At 60.5% G+C, this 21,541-nt stretch carries 19 protein-coding genes; 10 read left to right on the top strand and 9 right to left on the bottom strand.

What is annotated here, in order from left to right; translation table 11 throughout:
- Positions 1-272 precede the first annotated feature (272 nt).
- Positions 273-1,376 (top strand): choline metabolism transcriptional regulator GbdR, encoded by a 1,104-nt coding sequence (gbdR, locus tag AC07ZE_RS27630; protein WP_007975492.1) that lies wholly within the window; start codon positions 273-275, stop codon positions 1,374-1,376.
- 103 nt (positions 1,377-1,479) lie between these two features.
- Here gbdR and AC07ZE_RS27625 read toward each other — a convergent pair whose 3' ends face one another.
- The 6 genes from AC07ZE_RS27625 to AC07ZE_RS27600 all read right to left on the bottom strand — a co-directional run bounded on the left by AC07ZE_RS27625 (position 1,480) and on the right by AC07ZE_RS27600 (position 6,887).
- Positions 1,480-1,746, bottom strand: a complete 267-nt coding sequence (locus AC07ZE_RS27625) for a hypothetical protein (protein ID WP_095195956.1) — start codon at positions 1,744-1,746, stop codon at positions 1,480-1,482.
- A gap of 354 nt (positions 1,747-2,100) precedes the next feature.
- Entirely contained in the window at positions 2,101-3,264 is a 1,164-nt protein-coding gene (locus AC07ZE_RS27620; RefSeq protein ID WP_207267540.1) for a gamma-butyrobetaine dioxygenase, read from the bottom strand.
- A 12-nt stretch (positions 3,265-3,276) separates the two neighbouring features.
- Positions 3,277-3,753, bottom strand: coding sequence for a thioesterase family protein (locus AC07ZE_RS27615; RefSeq protein ID WP_207267539.1), 477 nt, complete (start codon positions 3,751-3,753; stop codon positions 3,277-3,279).
- 120 nt (positions 3,754-3,873) lie between these two features.
- A complete protein-coding gene (locus tag AC07ZE_RS27610; protein ID WP_207267538.1) occupies positions 3,874-4,839 on the bottom strand; it encodes an L-carnitine dehydrogenase in 966 nt (321 codons plus the stop codon).
- 141 nt (positions 4,840-4,980) lie between these two features.
- Positions 4,981-5,868 carry a 3-dehydrocarnitine:acetyl-CoA trimethylamine transferase CdhC gene (cdhC, locus tag AC07ZE_RS27605; protein ID WP_095195952.1) on the bottom strand — a complete coding sequence of 296 codons (888 nt, stop codon included), beginning with the start codon at positions 5,866-5,868 and terminating at the stop codon, positions 4,981-4,983.
- A gap of 74 nt (positions 5,869-5,942) precedes the next feature.
- Entirely contained in the window at positions 5,943-6,887 is a 945-nt protein-coding gene (locus tag AC07ZE_RS27600) for a choline ABC transporter substrate-binding protein (protein ID WP_207267537.1), read from the bottom strand.
- A 208-nt stretch (positions 6,888-7,095) separates the two neighbouring features.
- Between AC07ZE_RS27600 and AC07ZE_RS27595 the strand changes: the two genes are divergently transcribed.
- Positions 7,096-8,040 carry a GlxA family transcriptional regulator gene (locus tag AC07ZE_RS27595; protein ID WP_207267536.1) on the top strand — a complete coding sequence of 315 codons (945 nt, stop codon included), beginning with the start codon at positions 7,096-7,098 and terminating at the stop codon, positions 8,038-8,040.
- Positions 8,041-8,172: 132 nt separating this feature from the next.
- On the opposite strand, the gene AC07ZE_RS27590 is transcribed toward AC07ZE_RS27595, so the two are convergent.
- Both AC07ZE_RS27590 and AC07ZE_RS27585 read right to left on the bottom strand, forming a co-directional pair.
- Positions 8,173-8,589: a DUF3010 family protein gene (locus AC07ZE_RS27590; protein WP_207267535.1), complete on the bottom strand. Its 417-nt coding sequence runs from the start codon at positions 8,587-8,589 to the stop codon at positions 8,173-8,175.
- A gap of 59 nt (positions 8,590-8,648) precedes the next feature.
- On the bottom strand, positions 8,649-9,050 hold the full coding sequence (locus AC07ZE_RS27585) for a lysozyme inhibitor LprI family protein (protein WP_207267534.1): 402 nt from the start codon (positions 9,048-9,050) through the stop codon (positions 8,649-8,651).
- A 250-nt stretch (positions 9,051-9,300) separates the two neighbouring features.
- On the opposite strand from AC07ZE_RS27585, the gene AC07ZE_RS27580 reads away from it, so the two are divergent.
- The 8 genes from AC07ZE_RS27580 (at position 9,301) to AC07ZE_RS27545 (ending at position 19,277) form a co-directional block, all read left to right on the top strand.
- Positions 9,301-10,278 (top strand): dipeptidase, encoded by a 978-nt coding sequence (locus AC07ZE_RS27580; protein ID WP_008019494.1) that lies wholly within the window; start codon positions 9,301-9,303, stop codon positions 10,276-10,278.
- A 214-nt stretch (positions 10,279-10,492) separates the two neighbouring features.
- Entirely contained in the window at positions 10,493-11,023 is a 531-nt protein-coding gene (locus AC07ZE_RS27575) for a DUF5943 domain-containing protein (RefSeq protein ID WP_007975505.1), read from the top strand.
- Between the two features lie 15 nt (positions 11,024-11,038).
- Positions 11,039-13,099 (top strand): NADH:flavin oxidoreductase, encoded by a 2,061-nt coding sequence (dgcA, locus tag AC07ZE_RS27570; protein ID WP_207267533.1) that lies wholly within the window; start codon positions 11,039-11,041, stop codon positions 13,097-13,099.
- A 155-nt stretch (positions 13,100-13,254) separates the two neighbouring features.
- Positions 13,255-15,201, top strand: a complete 1,947-nt coding sequence (dgcB, locus tag AC07ZE_RS27565) for a (Fe-S)-binding protein (protein ID WP_207267532.1) — start codon at positions 13,255-13,257, stop codon at positions 15,199-15,201.
- Entirely contained in the window at positions 15,201-16,421 is a 1,221-nt protein-coding gene (etfA, locus tag AC07ZE_RS27560; RefSeq protein ID WP_207267531.1) for an electron transfer flavoprotein subunit alpha, read from the top strand. Before dgcB ends, etfA begins: the two co-directional genes overlap by 1 nt.
- A 15-nt stretch (positions 16,422-16,436) precedes the next feature.
- Positions 16,437-17,207, top strand: a complete 771-nt coding sequence (gene etfB / locus AC07ZE_RS27555; protein WP_207267530.1) for an electron transfer flavoprotein subunit beta — start codon at positions 16,437-16,439, stop codon at positions 17,205-17,207.
- Between the two features lie 144 nt (positions 17,208-17,351).
- On the top strand, positions 17,352-17,918 hold the full coding sequence (locus AC07ZE_RS27550) for a GNAT family N-acetyltransferase (RefSeq protein ID WP_207267529.1): 567 nt from the start codon (positions 17,352-17,354) through the stop codon (positions 17,916-17,918).
- A 222-nt stretch (positions 17,919-18,140) separates the two neighbouring features.
- Positions 18,141-19,277 carry a retropepsin-like aspartic protease gene (locus tag AC07ZE_RS27545; protein ID WP_259331997.1) on the top strand — a complete coding sequence of 379 codons (1,137 nt, stop codon included), beginning with the start codon at positions 18,141-18,143 and terminating at the stop codon, positions 19,275-19,277.
- Positions 19,278-20,031: 754 nt separating this feature from the next.
- Here the strand turns inward: AC07ZE_RS27545 and gbca are convergent.
- Positions 20,032-21,327 carry a glycine betaine monooxygenase oxygenase subunit gene (gene gbca, locus AC07ZE_RS27540; RefSeq protein WP_137804991.1) on the bottom strand — a complete coding sequence of 432 codons (1,296 nt, stop codon included), beginning with the start codon at positions 21,325-21,327 and terminating at the stop codon, positions 20,032-20,034.
- Between the last annotated feature and the right edge of the window lie 214 nt (positions 21,328-21,541).

Below are 21,541 nucleotides of genomic sequence, written 5' to 3'. Positions count from 1 at the left end.
CTCGCAGCCCTGTTCCCACAAGTGCTACCGATTTGCTCACACGCAACGGGGCAGAGCGCTTGTCGCCACTGATGGCACTTATAACCCCTGCTCGCCGCGCGTCATATATAGACACATTCCGACGTCGTTTTTAGGAGTTATTGAACGCACATTCAAATTTAGGCATGGCAATTGCTCTGTCATTACAAAGCCCGTCTCCCACGCGAGAACGATGGCAATAACAAGAGCCTCCGCCTGAGGCCATCACCCGCTTTGTGTGAGGAGATACCGCGATGACGACGTTCAACTCCGGGGCCCAACCCCAGAACCGTGCGCCTCAATCCATCGGCTTTCTGCTGCTGGACAATTTCACGCTGATTTCCCTGGCCTCCGCAGTCGAACCCCTGCGCATGGCCAACCAGTTGTCTGGCCGCGAGCTGTATCGCTGGACGACCCTCACCGTCGATGGCGGTCAAGTCTGGGCCAGTGACGGCCTGCAGATCACCCCCGACGCCTCCATGCACAAAGCCCCTCCGATGGACACCGTGATTGTCTGCGGCGGCATCGGTATCCAGCGCACTGTTACCCGTGAACACGTTTCATGGCTGCAAAGCCAGGCGCGCCAGTCCCGTCGCCTGGGTGCGGTCTGCACCGGCAGCTGGGCCCTGGCCTGCGCCGGCCTGCTGGACGGTTTCGATTGCAGCGTGCACTGGGAATGCCTGGCGGCGATGCAGGAAGCCTTCCCGCGGGTGGCCATGAGTACCCGCCTGTTCACCCTCGACCGTAACCGTTTCACCAGTTCCGGTGGCACCGCGCCGCTGGACATGATGCTGCACCTGATCAGCCGTGATCATGGCCGTGAACTGTCCGCCGCGATCTCGGAGATGTTCGTCTACGAGCGCATCCGCAACGAACAGGATCACCAGCGCGTGCCGCTCAAGCACATGCTCGGTACCAACCAGCCGAAGTTGCAGGAAATCGTCGCGCTGATGGAGGCCAATCTCGAAGAGCCGATCGATCTGGACGAACTGGCGGTGTATGTCGCCGTGTCCCGTCGTCAGCTGGAGCGGCTGTTCCAGAAGTACTTGCACTGCTCGCCTTCGCGTTACTACCTGAAGCTGCGCCTGATCCGCGCGCGGCAGCTGCTCAAGCAGACGCCGATGTCGATCATCGAAGTGGCGTCTGTGTGTGGTTTTGTATCCACGCCGCACTTCTCCAAGTGCTACCGCGAATACTTCGGCATTCCGCCGCGTGACGAGCGCGTAGGTTCCAACACCACGCAGCAAGTGGCGATGATGCCGCTGCCGCAAGCCCTGGTGCTGTCGCCGTTGTCCGGGCCGTTGTCGGCGCTGAGCCAGGCGCGCAATGAGTCGACTTTCGCTAGCGTAAGACTCTAAAACCGAGTCGCACCCTTCGCGAGCAGGCTCGCTCCCACATTTGACCGCATTCCGCTGTTGGAACCCGGTCAGCTGTGGGAGCGAGCCTGCTCGCGAAAGCGTTTTATCGGGCGACGTGGCTTTGTTGGTATTCGGCCAATGCCGGCAGCAATTGCTTGTCGATAGCCTGGCGCACAGCTGGCAGGATGGTCGCGCTGCTGGTGTACATCTGCTTGACCATGGTGCGCAGCACGATGGCCCGTTCGTTGTTCAAACCTCGCACCGCACACTCGCAAGCCTGCTCGGCTGTGGCACCGTTCGGCACTTGAAAGCCCAATGCCTTGAGCTGGCCCAACAAGTCTTCCTGATCAATCAAATCGGCGTGCATCATGACGCAAATCCTTCTTCTGGGAATGGAGTCGTGGCTCGATTCTGGTAGGGGGGCAGGGTGGCGGCAAGGGCGATTTGTCGCAATGGCCGCATTGGCTATGAAAGCGTCGTTTTCGGGCTATTTACCCGCGAGAGGAGTCGGCACACTGGACTCAGCTCGCTTCACGAAGGTTTGGTCACCCTCGCACGGCAGCTCCTCAACAGTACCTATTGCCTCGATCCTGTCACGGCTTGATCGGGGCTTTTTTTGTCGGTGAATCAGGGACGTATCGGGTGTCTGGAGTGACGCCTTCGCGAGCAGGCTCGCTCCCACTAGGACCGCGTAAAACCTGCCCGCGAAGAACGATGACGCGGTTTACCTTTGCAATACCAAAATGCGTGATAACAATTCATCCCGATCGACATAACACCCCTGGAAATGCCGCGCACCGGTAGCGGGATCGAAGGCGTTGCGGGCGTGGAGGGTGCGGCGGTTGTCGAAGCACCAGAGCTCGCCGGGGTTGAGCCTTTGCATCAACCTGAACCGGGGCTCGCGGGTCATCGCGATAAAGCGGCGATAGGCGCGATAGAGACTGGGCATCTGTTCCACCGACGCATCGAACGGCCCGCGCAGAAAATTCGCCATGCGGATTTCCGACACTTGTCCCAAGGCGTCCAGGGCGATGATCGGTGCGAGGCAACGGTAGTCGCTATGGCGGTCTTTGTTGCGAAATTCCACAGGGATCTGGCAGAGACTTTTGAATGACTCAGGGTCCTCCCGGCGCAAGGCGTCGGCGATGGCAAAACCGTCGACAAAAATACTCTCGCCTCCCTCAGCGTCATTGACCAGGCAATGCAGGAATTGCAGTCCCGGTTGCAACTCCCGGGTCGGCAAATCGCTGTGCAAAGGCAGGTTGAAAGCGGTGTAGGCGTTGCTGTCGGCATCGGCCTTGGATTGCACGTTGAACAGCACGCCGAAATTGCTCTCGCGGATGAAGGAAATGCGCTGCGCGATCAGCTTCAATGAGCCGGGTTCGGTGGGCACGCCACGCACTTGGGTCAGGCCGGTGTCCCGCACGGCCAGCAGCCATTGCAACAGGGCATTGTTGTCGTTCATCAGCGCTCGATACTCGAACACCGGCAACTGCAAATCGCTATGCCAAAGGCTGGCTTTTGGCTTGCCTGCCAGGCGCTCGGCGCGGGATTCGTCATCGTAGGCGTGGGCACGCAACCAGCCAGGGTCGAAGCGGCTGTGGTGGCCGTCTTGCCATTGGACGCAGAGGCAACCCTCAGCGTCGATGCGGGTGTCGGCCAATAGCAGGTTTTCCGGGACATCGACGATTTCCAGCACTTGCTCGCGGGTCACCGTGTAGACGCAGTGCGGGCACGGGCAGTTGTCCCGTAGCCATTGATGATGGAAGGGGCTGACGCGGTGGTCGGCCCACTTCACCAAAACACGGTCCGCCATCGCCTGCACGCCTTTCAGCGCGCTGATCAACGGATAAGTACGGAAGTCGGCAAAAGCAGCGGCGGTGTTCATGCGATCTCCTTGTTATTTTTTTGGCGGTAATGCGATCACTCGGCCAACGTAGGCGGGGGTTGGCAGGTCGGTCTGTTCAGCGACGATGGCTTGCAGTTTGCCCAGGGTCACTTCGCTGAACGGTGTGGAACTTGGTCCGGCGAGGTCGACATGCAGCAGCATTTGTTCGTTGCCCGCCAGCTCTTTCGCGTCACCCACCAGATGCAGGCTGTGGTAGAGGTGCAAGCGTTTGCTGTCGTGGGCGATGATCTGCGTATGCACTTGGACTTCGGCATCGAGCTTCACTTCGTGCAGGTAGTTCAGGTGCAGTTCCAGGGTGAACAGCGAGTTGCCGCTGGCTTCGCGGTTGTTGCTGTCCATGCCCAGGCGATCCATCAGCGCATCGGTGGCATAGCTGAAGATCAGCAGGTAGAACGCGTCGCGCAGGTGGCCGTTGTAGTCGACCCAGTCGGGAATGATGCGGGTTTGGTAGGTGGTGAGAGTGGGCATGATTTCTTTCCAACATTGATGGTGGCTGCGCCGCTTTCGCCAGCAGGCTGGCTCCCACATTGGAATGCATTCCCCTGTGGGAGCCAGCCTGCTGGCGATGGGGCCGGTCCTGCTCGTCGCTTATTCGCTGAAGGCCATCCCATGCTTCTCTTTGGTGGTCTTTACCGCCTCCAGCACCGCCAGCAGGCAGTCATCACGATAGCGCTCCAGCGCCGAAATGCTGTGTTTACCCAACTGATCGCTGGTGCCGTCCACCACATCGTCGATCAGTTTGTCGGTCAGTTCCGGCGCCGGCAGGTAGGTCCACGGCAACTGCAGGGCCGGGCCGAACTGTGCCATGAAGTGACGCATGCCGGCGTCGCCACCGGCCAGGGTGTAGGTCAGGAACGTGCCCATGAACGACCAGCGCAGACCGGCGCCAAAACGGATGGCGTCGTCGATTTCACCGGTGGTCGCCACACCGTCGTTGACCAGGTGCAACGCCTCGCGCCACAGCGCTTCGAGCAAACGGTCGGCGATGAATCCCGGCACTTCCTTGCGTACATGCAGCGGGCGCATGCCGAGGGATTCGTAGACGTTCATCGCCGCCTGCACGGCTTCCGGGGCGGTGTTCTTGCCGCCGACCACTTCCACCAGAGGCAGCAGATAAACCGGGTTGAACGGGTGCCCGACCACGCAGCGTTCCGGGTGCGTCGAGCTCTCGTAGAACTCGCTCGGCAACAGGCCTGAAGTACTGGAGCCGATCAAGGCATTGGGCTTGGCTGCGGCGCTGATTTTGCTGTGCAGCTCCAGTTTCAGTTCAAGACGTTCAGGGGCGCTTTCCTGGATGAAATCGGCGTCGCGAACACATTCTTCGATGGTGGTGACAAAGCGCAGGCGATCCTGCGAGGCACCCGGCGCCAGGCCTTGTTTCTCCAGTGCGCCCCAGGCGTTGGCGACGCGTTTGCGCAGGGCGGCTTCGGCACCGGGCGCCGGGTCCCAGGCCACCACATCGAGACCGTGGGCGAGGGCGCGGGATACCCAGCCACTGCCGATGACGCCGCTGCCCAGGGCTGCGAAGGTTTTGATTTCGGTGATAAAGCTCATGGTGATTTCCTAAAGGATTCGGTGATGTCCTTGTGGGAGCGAGCCTGCTCGCGAAAGCGGTGTGTCAGTCGACTGAAATGTCGGCTGTGACGGCCTCTTCGCGAGCAGGCTCGCTCCCACAGGGTGAGGTGCATGTTCAAATTAGCCGCGCTGTTTCAGGCCCATTTTCTTGCGGCCTTCAGCCGGGGTGAGCACCCGGGCACCAAGGCGGCTGAGGATTTCGCCGGCGCGTTCGACCAGTTGGCCGTTGGTGGCCAGAACGCCCTTGTCCAGCCACAGGTTGTCTTCCAGCCCGACACGCACGTTGCCGCCGAGCAGCACGGCCTGCGCGGCCATCGGCATTTGCATGCGACCGATGCCGAAGCCGGCCCAGACCGCATCGGCCGGCAGGTTGTCGACCATGGCTTTCATGGTGGTGGTGTCAGCCGGGGCGCCCCACGGGATGCCCAGGCACAGCTGGAACAGCGGGTTGTCGAGCAGGCCTTCCTTGATCATCTGCTTGGCGAACCACAGGTGACCGGTGTCGAAGATTTCCAGCTCGGCTTTCACGCCCAGCTCTTGAATGCGTTTGGCACCGGCACGCAACTGCGCTGGAGTGGACACGTAAATGGTGTCGCCATCGCCGAAGTTAAGGGTGCCGCAATCGAGGGTGCAGATTTCCGGCAGCAGCTCTTCGACGTGGGCCAGCCGGGTCAGCGGGCCGACCAGATCAGTGTTCGGGCCGAACTCCATCGGGTTCTCGCCCGCGCCGATTTCCAGGTCGCCGCCCATGCCGGCGGTGAGGTTGACGATGATGTCGACGTCGGCTTCGCGGATGCGCTCCATCACTTCGCGGTACAGCGCCACGTCGCGGCTGAACTTGCCGGTTTGTGGGTCGCGAACGTGGCAGTGAACCACGGTGGCGCCGGCCTTGGCGGCCTCTACGGCAGCGGCAGCGATTTGTTTCGGGGTGACCGGCACGTGTGGGCTCTTGGCGGTCGTGTCGCCAGCACCGGTGAGTGCGCAGGTGATGATGACGTCGTGGTTCATTTTTTGGTTCCTTGCAGGCGTAGTGATCCCGTTCGCAGCCCGGTCGGGCTGCGAATCGGTGGTTCGATTGAGGGTTACTTGCTGGTGAGCTTCAGGTTTTCAGCCGCGGGCTTGCCGTCGAAGGTGGTCACGCCGTCAAGCCAGCGCTGCTTGTCTTGCGGGTGATCCTTGAGCCACTGTCGGGCCGATTCGAAGGCGTCCTTGTGATCCAGCAACGGCTGCATCATCCGGCTCTCGTCTTCGGCGGTGAATGTCAGGTTGCTCAGCAGTCGACCAATGTTCGGGCATTGCTCGGAGTACTTCGGCGCGGTGACGGTCCAGACTGTGGCCATGCCCTCGTTCGGGCCGAGGGCGTCTTCACTGCCGGTGAGGTAAGTCATCTGCACGTTGACGTTCATCGGGTGCGGCGCCCAGCCGAAGAACACCACGGCTTCCTTGCGGCGCACTGCGCGATCCACCGCGGCGAGCATGCCGGCCTCGCTGGATTCGACCAGTTGGAATTTGCCGAGGCCAAACTGGTTCTTGGCGATCATCGCCTTGATCTGGGTGTTGGCGCCCGAACCAGGCTCGATGCCGTAGATCTTGCCGCCCAGCTCTTTTTCGAACTTGGCAATGTCGGCGAAGGTCTTCAGACCCTTGTCGGCGAGGTAGGTCGGAACGGCGAGGGTGGCGCGGGCGTCTTTGAGGCTGGGTGCTTCAAGCACTTTGACCTGATTGGCGTCGACGAACGGGGTGATGGTCTGGGTCATCAGCGGGTTCCAGTAACCCAGAAACAGGTCCAGGCGCTGATCGCGGATGCCGGCGAAGATGATTTGCTGGGAGGCGCTGGTTTGTTTGGTGTTGTAGCCGAGGCCGTCGAGCAATACCTGGGTCATTGCACTGGTGGCGATAACGTCGGTCCAGTTCACTACGCCCATGCGCACGTTCTGGCACGACGCGGGTTCGGCTGCCATGACACTGGCGTTCAGCAAAGCGGTACCGCTGAGTGCAAGAACACAGCTGCTGATCAGTCGTTTCATCTCAGGATTCCTCGGCAGTTTCGTTATTGTGGGCCCGGTCGTCTTTGTGCGCCGGTGATGTCACGTTACGCAGCAAATCAGCCATGAAAGCGCACTGCGGCGACCGACTCTTGCACTGCAGCGACCTGCCCTCTTGAATGCCAGTTGCAAGTGGCGTATCAACGTCCTCACGCTACCCGGCTTTTCGTTACCTGCCCGAGTGCACTCCATGTCCCAGGATTTCTATTTCTTGTTGATGCCGGGTTTCTCGGCCATTGGATTTATCTCGGCCATCGAGCCGCTGCGGGTTGCCAATCGCTTTCGCGGCGAGCTTTATCGCTGGCATGTATTGAGTGCCGATGGCGGGGCGGTGCTGGCCAGTAACGGCATGTCGGTCAATGCCGATGCGGCGCTGGAGCCGCTGAAGAAAGGCGCGACGCTGTTGGTGGTCGCCGGCTTCGAACCGCTGAAGTTCACCACCCCGGCCCTGGAGCACTGGCTGCGTCGTCTGGACAACGAAGGCGTGACCCTCGGCGCCATCGACACCGGCAGTTTCATCCTGGCCCAAGCCGGTCTGCTCGATGGCCATCGCCTGACCCTGCACTGGGAAGCCATCGATGCCTTCAAGGAGTCCTATCCGCAGCTCAGCGTCACCCAGGAACTGTTCGAGATTGACCGTCGACGCATCACTTCCGCCGGCGGCACCGCATCGATCGATTTAATGCTGGATCTGATCGCCCAGGCCCATGGCCCGGAACTGGCGATCCAGGTCAGCGAGCAGTTCGTGCTGGGCCGCATCCGCCCGCGCAAAGACCACCAACGCATGGAAGTCGCCACGCGCTACGGCATCAGTAACAAGAAATTGGTGCAAGTGATCGGCGAGATGGAGCAGCACAGTGAACCGCCGCTGAGCACGCTGGAACTGGCGGAATCGATCAAAGTGACGCGCAGGCAGCTTGAACGGCTGTTTCGCCTGCATCTGAACGACACGCCAAGCAATTTCTACCTGCGGCTGAGGTTGGAAAAGGCGCAGCAGTTGTTGCGTCAGACCGATATGAGTGTGCTGGAAGTGAGTATTGCCTGCGGCTTTGAATCGCCGTCGTATTTCACCCGCAGCTATCGAGCGAAGTTCGAGCGGTGCCCGAGGGAAGATCGCCGTACCGCGAAAGCATAAAACCCCGAGAAACCTGTGGGAGCGAGCCTGCTCGCGAAAGCGGTGGATCAGTCAATGATGATGTCGGCTGACTTGACGCCTTCGCGAGCAGGCTCGCTCCCACAGTTGATCTGCTTTGTCTGGAAGAAGGGGTTACTTTTTCAGGAGTGCCGAACAGGCCGCCTTGTAAGCCTCATGCTGATACTTGTTCAGCGTCCCCGGCAGCTCAAAACCGTGCTTCTTGGCCTGCGCATTGATCGTCTGCGGCGACAGCAGCGTCACCTCGCAATTTTCCAGCAGCTGGAAAACCCCCTCGATCTTGAACGTGGTCGGCCCACCGGCGAATTCGCCTTTTTTGCTGCGCTTTTTGATCGCGATCCGATCTATCGAATTCTCGCGAACAAACGACGCCACCTGAGCGGCAAACACTTTGACGTTGGCGGCCTCGTCGTCATCGTCCAGGGTGATTTTCTTGGTGGCGAGCGCGACGTGGCTCAGAGCCGAACCATCAAGGGCGGCCACGGCAATGATTGCTTCGCTGCCTTTGATTTCGATGCCGCAGATTTTCATGGTGAATCCCTTTTAGGTGAAGGCGTGCAGCCTACCGCTCAATTGAGTGAAGTGTTCATTTACTCCTGCCCAATCGACTCCAGAAACTCCGACCGCTCATCACTGATCCGCGCCACGCAATCATTTTGCGCAATGGTGAAGGCTTTGCTGCCGGTCGTGGCCGGGAAGGCTTCGACGGCGCAGTCGGCGTCGCGGGTTTTCAGCCATTGCTGCTGGGATGCCTTGAGCTTGGCGGTGATGTCGGCCAGTTGCGACGGGTTTTTGCCGTAGAGCGACTGCAGTCGATCGTTCAGGCTTTTGTAGTTTTCGCTCAGCAGGTCTTCGGCGGTGGTTTTGCTGAAGGCGGAGCATTCCAGGGTCTGGACGTCATTTTCGACCTTGTCGCAGGGGTTGTCGTCGGATTCTTCCGCTGCGTGTACGCCGGTCGCAATCAGTGCCAAAGCCAGGAAGATCGATTTCATTTACGTCACCACCCCTATTCGAGTAAAGCATCCAGTGAAGCACTCTTATGATGCGGCGAATTCTGGCCCATGCGGGCGGCCTTGAACAGGTCGTGGATTGTGCCTGGCGACGACCCTTTGTCGCGGATTGACGCTTTCGGCAAACCCCCTGTCGTTTTTGCACCCGGCTGCCCCGGTCCTCAGGCATATGCTGGCCCCAAAGCGCCGGCAGACGATTCGGCGCATGAATCGCTAATAAGGGGACAGCCTGATGAGCCCAGCCGAATTGCACGCCGACAGCATCGTTATCGACGGGCTGATTATTGCCAAGTGGAACCGCGAGCTGTTTGAAGACATGCGCAAGGGCGGTCTGACCGCAGCCAACTGCACCGTATCGGTGTGGGAGGGCTTCCAGGCCACCGTCAACAACATCGCCGCCAGCCAGAAACTGATCCGCGAGAACAGCGACCTGGTGATTCCGGTGCGCACCACCGCCGATATCCGTAAAGCCAAAGAGCAAGGCAAGACCGGCATTCTCTTCGGCTTCCAGAATGCCCATGCCTTCGAAGACCAGATCGGCTATGTCGAGGTGTTCAAGCAGCTCGGCGTCGGTATCGTGCAGATGTGCTACAACACCCAGAACCTGGTGGGTACCGGTTGCTACGAGCGCGATGGCGGCCTGTCGGGCTTCGGACGTGAAATCGTCGCGGAAATGAACCGTGTCGGCGTCATGTGCGACCTGTCCCACGTCGGTTCCAAGACATCCGAGGAAGTCATCCTCGAATCGAAGAAACCGGTCTGCTACTCCCACTGCCTGCCGTCGGGCCTCAAAGAGCACCCGCGCAACAAGTCCGATGAAGAGCTTAAGTTTATTGCTGACCACGGCGGTTTCGTCGGCGTGACCATGTTCGCGCCGTTCCTGGCCAAGGGCATCGATTCGACCATCGACGATTACGCCGAAGCCATCGAATACACGTTGAACATCGTCGGCGAAGACTCGATCGGCATCGGCACCGACTTCACCCAGGGTCATGGCCAGGACTTCTTCGAATACCTGACCCACGACAAGGGCTACGCCCGCCGTCTGACCAGCTTCGGCAAGATCATCAACCCGCTGGGCATCCGCACCGTGGGCGAGTTCCCGAACCTGACCGAAACCTTGCTCAAGCGCGGCCATTCCGAGCGCGTGGTGCGCAAGATCATGGGCGAGAACTGGGTGAACGTCCTAAAGGACGTCTGGGGCGAATGAATAACTCTGGAGCCTACTCCGCTCGCCGATAGCTGCGTCAGGTCCTCGCGCCAAACTCGCCGTACGTCCCGTACTGTCTCGCTTGTCGCTCCGGTCCTTCCTTGCTCTCGACGTGCTCGCTACGGCTCCAAAGTCATTCATACGGCTTTTTTATAAGAGCAAAGCGAAAGCTTTGCTAAGCACCGACCACGAATTTTTCTGGAGTTAAGTTTCCATGGCCAAGATCGCCCCGCAATTGCCTATCGAAGTCGACAGCGAAACCGGTGTCTGGACCTCCGACGCCCTGCCAATGCTGTACGTGCCGCGCCATTTCTTCGTCAACAACCACATGGGTATCGAGGAAGTGCTGGGCGCTGAAGCCTACGCCGAGATCCTCTACAAGGCCGGCTACAAATCCGCCTGGCACTGGTGTGAAAAAGAAGCCGAATGCCATGGCCTGGAAGGCGTTGCGGTGTTCGAACACTACATGAAGCGCCTGTCCCAGCGCGGCTGGGGGCTGTTCAAGATCCAGGACATCGATTTGGACAAAGGTACTGCCAGCGTCAAGCTCGAACACTCTGCATTCGTCTACGTGTACGGCAAGGTCGGACGCAAGGTCGATTACATGTTCACTGGCTGGTTTGCCGGGGCGATGGACCAGATCCTCGCCGCTCGCGGCAGCAAGATCCGCACCGTGGCCGAGCAAGTCTATGGTGGCTCCGAAGAGGGCCACGAAGACGGCTTGTTCATCGTCAAGCCGTTGTAAGTTGAGGAACCCGCCATGGCTTTCGAAGCAATGTTCCAGCCGATCCAGATCGGCAAACTGACCATCCGTAACCGCGTGCTCAGCACCGCGCACGCCGAGGTCTACGCGACCGACGGCGGCATGACCACCGACCGGTACGTCAAGTATTACGAAGAGAAGGCCAAGGGCGGGATCGGCCTGGCGATTTGCGGCGGCTCGTCCGTGGTGGCCATCGACAGCCCGCAGGAGTGGTGGAGTTCGGTCAACCTCTCCACCGACCGCATCATTCCGCACTTCCAGAATCTGGCCGACGCCATGCACAAGCACGGCGCCAAGATCATGATTCAGATTACCCACATGGGCCGTCGCTCCCGGTGGGACGGTTTCAACTGGCCGACGCTGATGTCGCCGTCCGGCGTGCGCGAGCCGGTGCACCGTGCTACGTGCAAAACCATCGAGCCGGAAGAAATCTGGCGGGTGATCGGTAATTACGCGCAAGCGGCACGCCGCGCCAAGGCCGGCGGCCTGGACGGTGTCGAACTGTCGGCCGTGCACCAGCACATGATCGACCAGTTCTGGAGCCCGCGGGTCAACAAGCGTACCGACGAATGGGGCGGCAGCTTCGAAGGCCGCATGAAGTTCGGTCTGGAAGTCTTGAAAGCCGTGCGTGCCGAGGTCGGCGACGATTTCTGCGTGGGCATGCGGATCTGCGGTGACGAGTTCCACCCCGATGGTCTGTCCCACGAGGACATGAAGCAGATCGCCCAGTATTACGACAACACTGGGATGCTGGATTTCATCGGCGTCGTGGGCTCGGGTTGCGACACCCACAACACCCTGGCCAACGTGATTCCGAACATGAGTTACCCGCCGGAGCCGTTCCTGCACCTGGCCGCCGGCATCAAGGAAGTGGTCAAGGTACCGGTGCTGCACGCGCAGAACATCAAGGACCCGAACCAGGCCACCCGTATCCTGGAGGGCGGTTACGTCGACATGGTCGGCATGACCCGCGCGCACATCGCCGACCCGCACCTGATCGCCAAGATCAAGATGGGGCAGGTCGACCAGATCAAACAATGCGTCGGCGCCAACTACTGCATCGACCGTCAGTATCAAGGCCTGGATGTGTTGTGCATCCAGAACGCGGCAACCTCCCGTGAATACATGGGCCTGCCGCACATCATCGAAAAGACCACCGGCGTGAAGCGCAAGGTGGTGGTGGTCGGTGCCGGTCCTGCGGGGATGGAAGCCGCCCGTGTAGCCGCCGAACGTGGCCACGATGTGACCCTGTTCGAGAAAAAGGAATTCATCGGCGGGCAGATCACCACGGCGTCGAAAGCGCCGCAGCGTGACCAGATCGCCGGTATCACCCGCTGGTATCAGCTGGAACTGGCACGGTTGAAGGTCGACCTGCGCCTGGGCACCGCGGCAGACGTACCGACCATCATGGACCTGCGTCCGGATGTGGTGGTACTCGCCGTTGGCGGCCACCCGTTCATCGAGCAGAACGAACACTGGGGTGCGGCTGAAGGCCTGGTGGTCAGCAGCTGGGACATCCTCGATGGCAAGGTGGCACCGGGCAAGAACGTGCTGGTCTACGACACCATTTGCGAATTCACCGGCATGTCGACCGCGGACTTCATCGCTGACAAAGGCAGCCAGGTCGAGATCGTCACCGACGACATCAAGCCAGGCGTGGCGATTGGCGGTACATCGTTCCCGACTTACTACCGCAGCATGTACCCCAAAGAAGTGATCATGACCGGGGACATGATGCTGGAGAAGGTATACCGCGAAGGCGACAAGCTGGTGGCGGTACTGGAAAACGAATACACCGGCGCCAAGGAGGAGCGGGTGGTGGACCAGGTGGTCGTGGAAAACGGCGTGCGCCCGGACGAAGAGATTTACTACGCGCTGAAGGAAGGCTCGCGCAACAAAGGCCAGATCGACGTCGAAGCCTTGTTCGCGATCAAGCCGCAGCCATGCCTGGAACAGAGCGGTGATGGCTACCTGCTGTTCCGCATCGGCGACTGCGTGGCCCAGCGTAACGTACACGCGGCGATCTACGACGCGTTGCGGTTGTGCAAGGATTTCTAACGGCTTGCAGTAAGCCCTGTGGGAGCGAGCCTGCTCGCGAATGCAATCTGTCTGCCGATGTTGATGTCGACTGACCCACCGCTTTCGCGAGCAGGCTCGCTCCCACAGACGTCGCCGACCAAGATTCTCCAAGTTGTACTGGCGGGAGCTCCACCATGTTGAACACCCTTCTTCCAATCCTGTTGTTCGCTGCCCTGGGCCTCGCGGTTCTGGGCGCGTTGCGGCGGGTGGCTATGTGGCGCCGGGGCCGTGCCTCGAAGGTCGACCTGATCGGCGGCCTTTTCGCCATGCCCAAGCGCTACATGGTCGACTTGCACCATGTGGTGGCGCGGGATAAATACATTGCCAACACCCACGTCGCCACGGCCGGCGGCGCGGTCGCGTCCATCGTGCTGGCGATTCTGGTGCATGGTTTCGGTCTGCATAACCGCTTCCTCGGTTATGCGCTGCTGTTGATGTCGGCGGTGATGTTCGTCGGCGCAATCTTCGTGTACTTGCGTCGGCGCAACCCACCTTCGCGCCTGTCGAAAGGCCCGTGGATGCGCCTGCCGAAAAGCCTGATGGCGTTCTCGGTATCGTTCTTCCTGGTGACCCTGCCGGTGGCAGGCATCCTGCCGGAAAACTTCGGCGGCTGGCTGTTGGCCGTAATCCTTGGCGTCGGCGTGTTGTGGGGCGTGTCGGAACTGTTCTTCGGCATGACCTGGGGCGGGCCGATGAAGCACGCCTTCGCCGGTGCCCTGCACCTGGCCTGGCACCGCCGCGCCGAACGCTTTGGCGGTGGTCGTTCCACCGGGCTGAAACCCTTGGACCTGAATGACCCGGCCGCCCCGCTGGGCGTGGAAAAACCCAAGGACTTCACTTGGAACCAACTCCTCGGCTTCGACGCTTGCGTGCAGTGCGGCAAGTGCGAAGCCGCGTGCCCGGCGTTCGCCGCCGGTCAGCCGCTGAACCCGAAAAAACTGATTCAGGACATGGTCGTCGGCCTGGCCGGTGGCACCGATGCCAAGTTTGCCGGTAGCCCTTATCCGGGCAAGCCAATTGGCGAACACGCCGGCAACCCGCATCAACCGATCGTCAACGGTCTGGTGGATGCCGAAACCCTGTGGTCGTGCACCACCTGCCGCGCCTGCGTCGAGGAATGCCCGATGATGATCGAGCACGTCGATGCCATCGTCGACATGCGTCGTCATCTGACCCTGGAAAAAGGCGCGACCCCGAACAAGGGCGCCGAAGTCCTGGAAAACCTGATCGCCACCGACAACCCGGGCGGCTTTGCGCCGGGCGGGCGGATGAACTGGGCGGCGGACTTGAACCTCAACCTGATGAGCGAGAAGAAATCCGTCGACGTGCTGTTCTGGGTCGGCGACGGTGCTTTCGACATGCGCAACCAGCGCACCTTGCGTGCCTTCGTCAAAGTGCTCAAGGCCGCGAAAGTCGACTTCGCCGTGCTCGGCCTCGAAGAACGCGACAGCGGTGACGTGGCCCGTCGCCTGGGCGACGAAGCGACCTTCCAGTTGCTGGCCAAACGCAACATCCAGACCCTGGCCAAGTACAGCTTCAACCGCATCGTGACCTGTGACCCGCACAGCTTCCACGTGCTGAAAAACGAATACGGCGCCTTCGACGGCAACTACCTGGTGCAGCACCACAGCACCTACATGGCGGAAATCATCGAGGCTGGCGCGTTGAACCTCGGCCAGCACAAGGGCGACAGCGTGACGTATCACGACCCGTGCTACCTCGGCCGCTACAACGGCGAATACGAGGCGCCGCGTCAGGTACTGCGTGCCCTCGGCATCGAGGTCAGGGAAATGCAACGCTCCGGTTTCCGCTCGCGCTGCTGCGGCGGTGGCGGCGGTGCGCCAATCACCGACATTCCGGGCAAACAACGGATTCCCGACATGCGCATGGAAGACATCCGCGAGACCGGTGCCGAACTGGTGGCCGTGGGTTGTCCGCAGTGCACCGCGATGCTTGAAGGCGTGGTCGAACCACGACCGTTGATCAAGGACATCGCCGAACTGGTGGCTGACGCGCTGCTGGAGGACCAGGCCCCAAAGTCGTCCACCCCGGCCAAACGTGAACCTGCGGAGGTGCACTGATGAGCGACATTATCCGCCGCGACCCCCGCGCCGAATGGATCGCCCGTAACCGCCTGCACCCGCTGCACGCGGCCATGCAACCGGCGCAACACAGCTGGATGGGGCCGAACGGCGTCATCCGCAAGAATCCCCATGGCATTGGCTTCATCGGGCCGAACGGGATCAAACGTATCGACCGCAGCGGCGCGCAACAGGGCGGGTCGGCCAAGCGCTCGGCGGCCGTTGAAGTGCAATTGCCGCTGCATCAAGTGCCAGCGCCGGCGTTCTACATCTGCGTGGCGCCGGACATGGTCGGTGGTCGCTTGAGCAGCCACGACAAGGACGTGCTGGGCCTGGCCCATCAATTGGCCGGCAAGGACGGCGCGGTCCTGGCCGTGGTCTTCGGCGAACACAAGGAAAGCGCGTTTGCCACCGCCGGCGTCGATCGCTTGCTGGTGCTCGAAGGCGACGAGTTCAGCGGTTATGCACCGGAACAACGGGTCCAGGGCCTGCGGGCTGTGGATAACCAGTTCAGCCCGCGTCACTGGCTGCTGCCGGACAGCCGCAGCGGTGGTGGTGAATTGGGTCGGCGCTTTGCCGCCGCCCTGGGCGAGCGCCCGGCCACGCGGGTCTGGCAAGTCAAGGATCAGGAGTGCATCGGCCGTGCCGGTGCTGGCTTGCAAGACCTGGCGCGCCCGGTCGCACGCTTGATTCTGGCCGCCGTCGAATGCGCCGAGCCGGTCAGCGAAACCCGTCATGAAGCCTTGCCAATGGAGTTATCCACAGCCGTCGCGCGCAGCTTGTCGCGCATCGAGGATTTGGGCGCGGTGGCAGTGGACCCGGCAGCGATTCCCATGGCCGAGGCCGAATTCATCTTCTCCGGGGGCAACGGCGTCAAGGACTGGGATCTATTCCACCAGACGGCTGCCGCGCTCGGCGCCACCGAAGGGGCATCCCGGGTGGCGGTGGACGATGGCTTCATGGCACGTGACCGCCAGGTTGGCGCGTCCGGTACCTGGGTCACCGCACGGGTTTACGTGGCGGTGGGGATTTCGGGGGCGATCCAGCACCTGCAAGGCATCGGTGCCTGCGACAAGGTGGTGGCGATCAACCTCGACCCAGGCTGCGACATGATCAAACGGGCCGACCTGTCGGTGATCGGCGAGAGCGCCGAGATTCTTCGGGCCTTGATCGACGCGGTAGCGGCTTACCGCAACGACGCCAAGCGCGATGCGGCTTAAGGGAAGGAAAGGGTTATGAGCACGAAAATCATCAGCCTGGTGTCCATCGGCGCCCATCCGACGTCCGGTCGACCCCGTCGCGCGGAACAAGATGCGCGGGCGGTGGAGCTGGGTCTGCAACTGGCTGGGGATAACTTGCAGGTGCTGCACGCCGGTGACGTTGCCGAGCCAGCGCTGCGCGCTTATCTGGGTATGGGCCTGGAACAACTCCATGTGCTGGAACAACCGGAAGGCGCCGATGCGCTGCCGGCGCTGACCGCGTATTTGCGCGATGCCGGCGCCCAAGTGGTGTTGACCGGCAGCCAGGCGGAAACCGGTGAGGGCTCGGGCATGTTGCCGTTCCTGTTGGCCGAAGGCCTGGGCTGGCCGCTGGTGGTGGGGCTGGCGCAGGTCGAGTCCATCGACGGTGGCTCGGCGCTGGTGCTGCAAGCCTTGCCTCGTGGCCAGCGTCGTCGGCTGAAGGTGCGCCTGCCGTTTCTGGCGACTGTGGATAACGCTGCGCCCAAGCCACGGCAGAGCGCCTACGGTCCGGCGCGGCGCGGGGTGTTGCAGGCCGATGAAGTGGAGGTCATCGACGATGAACTGCTGGCGGTCGCCACTCTGCAACCGGCCAAACCACGGCCTAAACGCTTGAAAGTGATTAAGGCCAAAAGTGGCGCTGATCGTATGAAAGCCGCGACGGCGAAAGCCAGTGGCGGTGGGGGACAAGTGCTCAAGGGCGTTACGGCGCAATCTGGGGCTGAAGCGATCCTCAAGTTGCTGATCGAAGAAGGCGTGGTTCGCTGACCAACAATCACCCAGATCCGATGTGGGAGCGAGCCTGCTCGCGAAGGGGGCGTGTCATTCAGCATTCAATTTGACTGACCCACCGCAATTCGCGAGCAGGCTCGCTCCCACAGGGTGTCGTGTCACCTAATTGATGGGAAAACAATGGCAGTTGAATTTCGTTCGGCAGTGCGCGCTGATGCGCGAGAGATTGCGCGGTTGTTCCAGATTTCATCCGAAGGCGCTGCAGATTACATCTGGAGCCAGATTGCCGAACCCGGCCAGGATCTGCTCGACGTCGGCGCCCTGCGCTACGCCCGTGACGATGTGGACTTCTCCTGGCAGAACTGCCTGATCGCCGAGGCACACGGGCAGGTCGTGGGCATGATGCACAGTTATGTGATGCGCCACGATCCATTCGCAGCGCCGGTGACCGATCCGGTATTGGCGCCTTACGCCACGATGGAAATCCCCGACACCCTCTACATTTCCAGCCTGGCGCTGCATGAGGGTTGGCGTAACCAGGGGCTGGGCAAGGTGTTCCTGGCGTATGCCTACGACCGTGCCAACCAGCTCGGGCTCAATGGTCTGAGCCTGATCGACTATGCCGCCAACACCGGTGCCCGGCGTTTCTATGAGCGCCATGGTTTTCGTATCGTCGATACCTGCACGATCGCGCCGCATCCAATGATTCGGGTGACGGGTGAGGCCTATCTGATGTATCGGCCCTAAGGGCCAACCCTGACCTTTAGGAGAGCGTTCCACCCCTCAGACTGAGCTACATTTTACTGTGCGCTGGTCAGGGTGCAGCACGCTGTTACGGAGTTTTGAGAGGTTCAGCGCAAATCATAAAACCTGGTTTTTATGAATGGGTTGGCCATGAAGCCTGTAACGCTGTTGCTGCTTCTCGCATGGGTTACGGCCGTTTCTGCGGGATCGGTGGAGGGTGCCCGGATGAACACGCCTGAGCGTCGCCACGAGCCCGAGCAGGACTTCTATCAATGGCTGGAGTCCGATCAGGGGCGCAAAGCCTCCCTTGCGCAAATGCGCCAGCGCTGCGACCGCGTGCTGGAGGCCAGCAAGAGCCTGGACTGTTCAGTATCGGTGGTCGCCCGCATGTTCGAGGTCAAGGCCGCCAATCAGTTGCCGGATTACTACCGGGCGATCAAGCGCAAGCACGCTCGGGCCATTGAGGCCGATCCGGAGCTCAAAGCATTGTTTTCAATGTTCGGCGCTCAGTCGCTATCAACCCTGAAGACAACCGGCGATTTCACGGTGAAAAGAACCTCGCGCCGCGAGGTGCTCAGAATTCATCCGTATTCCAGCGACTATTTCATTGCCCAAGAGGTGTTGCCGTTCATCGATGTCGATGCGGTCAACGGTCACTCGGCACGTTTCGTTCTCGATACCGGTGCGCCGCAAACCCGGGTCAATCAAGACACCGCGAAGCTGATGGGGATCAGGTTGTTGACCGACTCCCAGTATGCCTACAGCACGTTTTATGGCGAGCGGGATCTGTCCGCCCGACTGGGCATACTCGACGCCATCAAGGTAGGCGGCAGCGAATTCAGGAACGTGCTGGTGTTTGTCAGCGATCGGGACAACTTGCTGGGACTGGACCTGATCAGCAAGCTGGGGCGGCTTAAAATCACCCGTAAAACCCTCGAACTCAATTCCGCACCGCCCGCCCGCTGTGAATCGCCGATTGTGTATAGCCGCCTGGATATCAACCAGCGACTGGTTATCGCTGCACGGCTGGATTCCCGCGCCACGCAGGCGATTGTCGACACCGGTAACGTCGATTACCTGACGTCGGCTTCACCGGGGGATCAGGTCAATGTTCATAGCGCCGGCAACTGGCCCTTGAATGTTGACGAAAAGCAGCGCTATCAAACGTTCAAGGGTGTCCTGAAATTGCCGGGCACCACCCTGGCAACCACCTACAAATACTACCCGGACTTCACTATTCCACCGTCGTGGGTGCTTGGCCGCTATGTACCGTCGATTTTGATGGGGTGGCGTGCATTCGATGATTTTGTGCTGCATCTGGATATCGAGGCGGGGCGATCGTGTTTGAACAAGATTGGATAAGTACGGGCGGTTTTGATGTGTTTACCCACAATGCCTGTTGGCGGAGCTGTGGATAAGGTGTTTGCCCATTGCTGCAGGCCAGGTTAATCGGGGGTTGTAGCCCTCAGTTCAAAAAATAACCAGCCTAAGCTCCGGTTTTTCATGGGTTTTTTCACAGGATAAGTGCAAGACTTGCCCCCAATCTCTGTTGGCTCTTCTGTGGATAAGATGTTCGCTTACCGCTACAGGCCATATAAAACGAGGGCTTCAGGCTTCTGGTTAAAAAATGATCATTTACGTGATTTCCACCGTTAAACCTTGCGCCAGCCCGTATTTTTCGCGGCTCACAGCGGTTTTCCACAGCGGTGGAGAAGTTGCCCCCAAAGTCTGTTGGCGCTTCTGTGGATAAGGTGTTCGCCATCCTCTACAAGCCACGATTTACTTGCTGTCCAGCGAGTTGGTCAATAAATGATCGGTCGCTGTTGAAAACCCTGCTTTTGAATAAGTCACGGATTTTCTTCGGTTTCTGTGGAGGAATTTTGCAGCCCTTCCACAGTTGTCCCCATTTGCTGTGGGTGGAGATGTGGATAACTTGTTTGCGGAAGGCTGGGAGGCGCGGGCGGTATAGCTCTGAACGGAATAGGTCATATTTCGTACAGTTCTGAAGCGGCGGGGGGGTGTCAGGGGGAATGTGTTGTGAGAGGGGGCGCTTTCGCGAGCAGGCTCGCTCCCACAAGGAATCTGTGGGAGGAGCCTGCTCGCGAAGCTTTTGAACTTAGCCTTGAACCGGAACCCCTTTGAGGTAGGGTGCAGGCTCCGCCCCCAGGTTGCTCAGCAGGCGCTCGCTGTACCAATCCACAAAGTTCACCACACCAAACTCATAGGTCTTGGAGTAAGGCCCTGGCTGGTAAGCGGTGGAGTTGATGCCGCGCTGGTTCTCTTCGGCCAGGCGACGGTCCTGGTCGTTGGTGGCATCCCAGACCTGGCGCATGCGCTCCACGTCGTAGTCCACGCCTTCGACGGCGTCCTTGTGGACGATCCACTTGGTGGTGACCATGGTTTCCTGGGCGCTGATCGGCCACACGGTGAACACGATGATGTGGTCGCCCATGCAGTGGTTCCAGGAGTGCGGCAGGTGCAGGATGCGCATCGAGCCCAGGTCCGGGTTTTTGATGCGGCCCATGAGTTTGGCGCAGCCCTGCTTGCCGTCCATGGTCATCGACACGGTGCCCTTGAGCAGCGGCATGCGCACGATACGGTTGCGCAGGCCGAAGCTGGCGTGGGCGTAAGGGATCTTCTCGGCTTCCCAGGCAGCGGCGGAGGCGGCAACGTGGTCCTTGAACGCCTGGTCGGCGCGCGGGTCGGTGACGTCGTCCCATTCAAGCAGGGTTTTGAGCAGTTCCGGGTGCGACGCGTTGCAGTGGTAGCACTCGCGGTTGTTTTCCAGCACCAGTTTCCAGTTGGCCTTTTCCATCAAGGTGGTGGTGATCGCCACCTTGGTGTTCTCCATGTCGTACGGTTCCATGTAATGGCTGAGCGTCGACAGGAAGTCATCGATGGCCGGCGGATTTTCCGCGAGGCTGACGAAGATGTAGCCGCCAGCGGTCTTCACATTCACCGGCTTGAGGCCGTACTGCTTCATATCGAAGTCGTCGCCCATCTCGGTGCCGGCGAACAACAGGCGACCGTCAAGCTCGTAGGTCCACTGGTGGTAGTGACAAACCAGTTTGGCGACCTTGCCCTTGTCGCTGGTGCACAGGCGCGAGCCACGGTGACGGCAGACGTTATGGAATGCATGCACCACGCCTTCGGCGCCACGGATCACGATGATCGGGTTCTTGCCGATTTGCAGCGTCAGGTAGTTGCCCTTGGTCGGGATCTCGCAGGTCATGCCGGCGATCAACCACTCCTTCTGGAAAATCTCCTGCATGTCGATATCAAACAGGCGCTCGTCAGAGTAAAACGGCTGCGGCAGCGAGAACGTGCGTTCGCGCTCTTGCAGCATCTGGGCGGTGGCCTTGCGTGCGGGTTCCAGCGGATCGCCCAAGCTCAGGGTAGTAGTGACGTCCATCGTTTAATCCTCAAGGCCATCTGCGTGGCCGGCGAAAAGTGGCTAATCGGTGTACTGCTAAGGGTTGCTACGCAAGGTGTAAAGATTGTGTCTTGGTATGGGGCGAGTGTGGGGCCGGCGCTGGCCAGAACCTTATCCATGGGCGACATGATGCAATCTGTTCCCGACGCGCAAGCCCCGGTAGTTGCGGGCTGGTCGCGATAAGCATGTGAAT

The sequence above is a fragment of the Pseudomonas sp. GW101-3H06 genome (assembly GCF_059424605.1).
Note: the sequence above shows the minus strand (reverse complement) of the source record. Positions and strands in the feature narration are given on the sequence as shown.

What these genes read in the sequence shown, in the direction of transcription:
- AC07ZE_RS27585 (WP_207267534.1), bottom strand. Translation starts at nt 9,050, where the DNA reads ATGAAATCGATCTTCCTGGCTTTGGCACTGATTGCGACCGGCGTACAC.
- AC07ZE_RS27600 (WP_207267537.1), bottom strand. Translation starts at nt 6,887, where the DNA reads ATGAAACGACTGATCAGCAGCTGTGTTCTTGCACTCAGCGGTACCGCT.
- cdhC (WP_095195952.1), bottom strand. Translation starts at nt 5,868, where the DNA reads ATGAACCACGACGTCATCATCACCTGCGCACTCACCGGTGCTGGCGAC.
- AC07ZE_RS27545 (WP_259331997.1), top strand. Translation starts at nt 18,141, where the DNA reads ATGAACACGCCTGAGCGTCGCCACGAGCCCGAGCAGGACTTCTATCAA.
- gbdR (WP_007975492.1), top strand. Translation starts at nt 273, where the DNA reads ATGACGACGTTCAACTCCGGGGCCCAACCCCAGAACCGTGCGCCTCAA.
- etfB (WP_207267530.1), top strand. Translation starts at nt 16,437, where the DNA reads ATGAGCACGAAAATCATCAGCCTGGTGTCCATCGGCGCCCATCCGACG.
- AC07ZE_RS27590 (WP_207267535.1), bottom strand. Translation starts at nt 8,589, where the DNA reads ATGAAAATCTGCGGCATCGAAATCAAAGGCAGCGAAGCAATCATTGCC.
- AC07ZE_RS27595 (WP_207267536.1), top strand. Translation starts at nt 7,096, where the DNA reads ATGTCCCAGGATTTCTATTTCTTGTTGATGCCGGGTTTCTCGGCCATT.
- AC07ZE_RS27615 (WP_207267539.1), bottom strand. Translation starts at nt 3,753, where the DNA reads ATGCCCACTCTCACCACCTACCAAACCCGCATCATTCCCGACTGGGTC.
- AC07ZE_RS27620 (WP_207267540.1), bottom strand. Translation starts at nt 3,264, where the DNA reads ATGAACACCGCCGCTGCTTTTGCCGACTTCCGTACTTATCCGTTGATC.
- etfA (WP_207267531.1), top strand. Translation starts at nt 15,201, where the DNA reads ATGAGCGACATTATCCGCCGCGACCCCCGCGCCGAATGGATCGCCCGT.
- AC07ZE_RS27550 (WP_207267529.1), top strand. Translation starts at nt 17,352, where the DNA reads ATGGCAGTTGAATTTCGTTCGGCAGTGCGCGCTGATGCGCGAGAGATT.
- AC07ZE_RS27625 (WP_095195956.1), bottom strand. Translation starts at nt 1,746, where the DNA reads ATGATGCACGCCGATTTGATTGATCAGGAAGACTTGTTGGGCCAGCTC.
- AC07ZE_RS27575 (WP_007975505.1), top strand. Translation starts at nt 10,493, where the DNA reads ATGGCCAAGATCGCCCCGCAATTGCCTATCGAAGTCGACAGCGAAACC.
- dgcA (WP_207267533.1), top strand. Translation starts at nt 11,039, where the DNA reads ATGGCTTTCGAAGCAATGTTCCAGCCGATCCAGATCGGCAAACTGACC.
- AC07ZE_RS27580 (WP_008019494.1), top strand. Translation starts at nt 9,301, where the DNA reads ATGAGCCCAGCCGAATTGCACGCCGACAGCATCGTTATCGACGGGCTG.
- AC07ZE_RS27610 (WP_207267538.1), bottom strand. Translation starts at nt 4,839, where the DNA reads ATGAGCTTTATCACCGAAATCAAAACCTTCGCAGCCCTGGGCAGCGGC.
- dgcB (WP_207267532.1), top strand. Translation starts at nt 13,255, where the DNA reads ATGTTGAACACCCTTCTTCCAATCCTGTTGTTCGCTGCCCTGGGCCTC.
- gbca (WP_137804991.1), bottom strand. Translation starts at nt 21,327, where the DNA reads ATGGACGTCACTACTACCCTGAGCTTGGGCGATCCGCTGGAACCCGCA.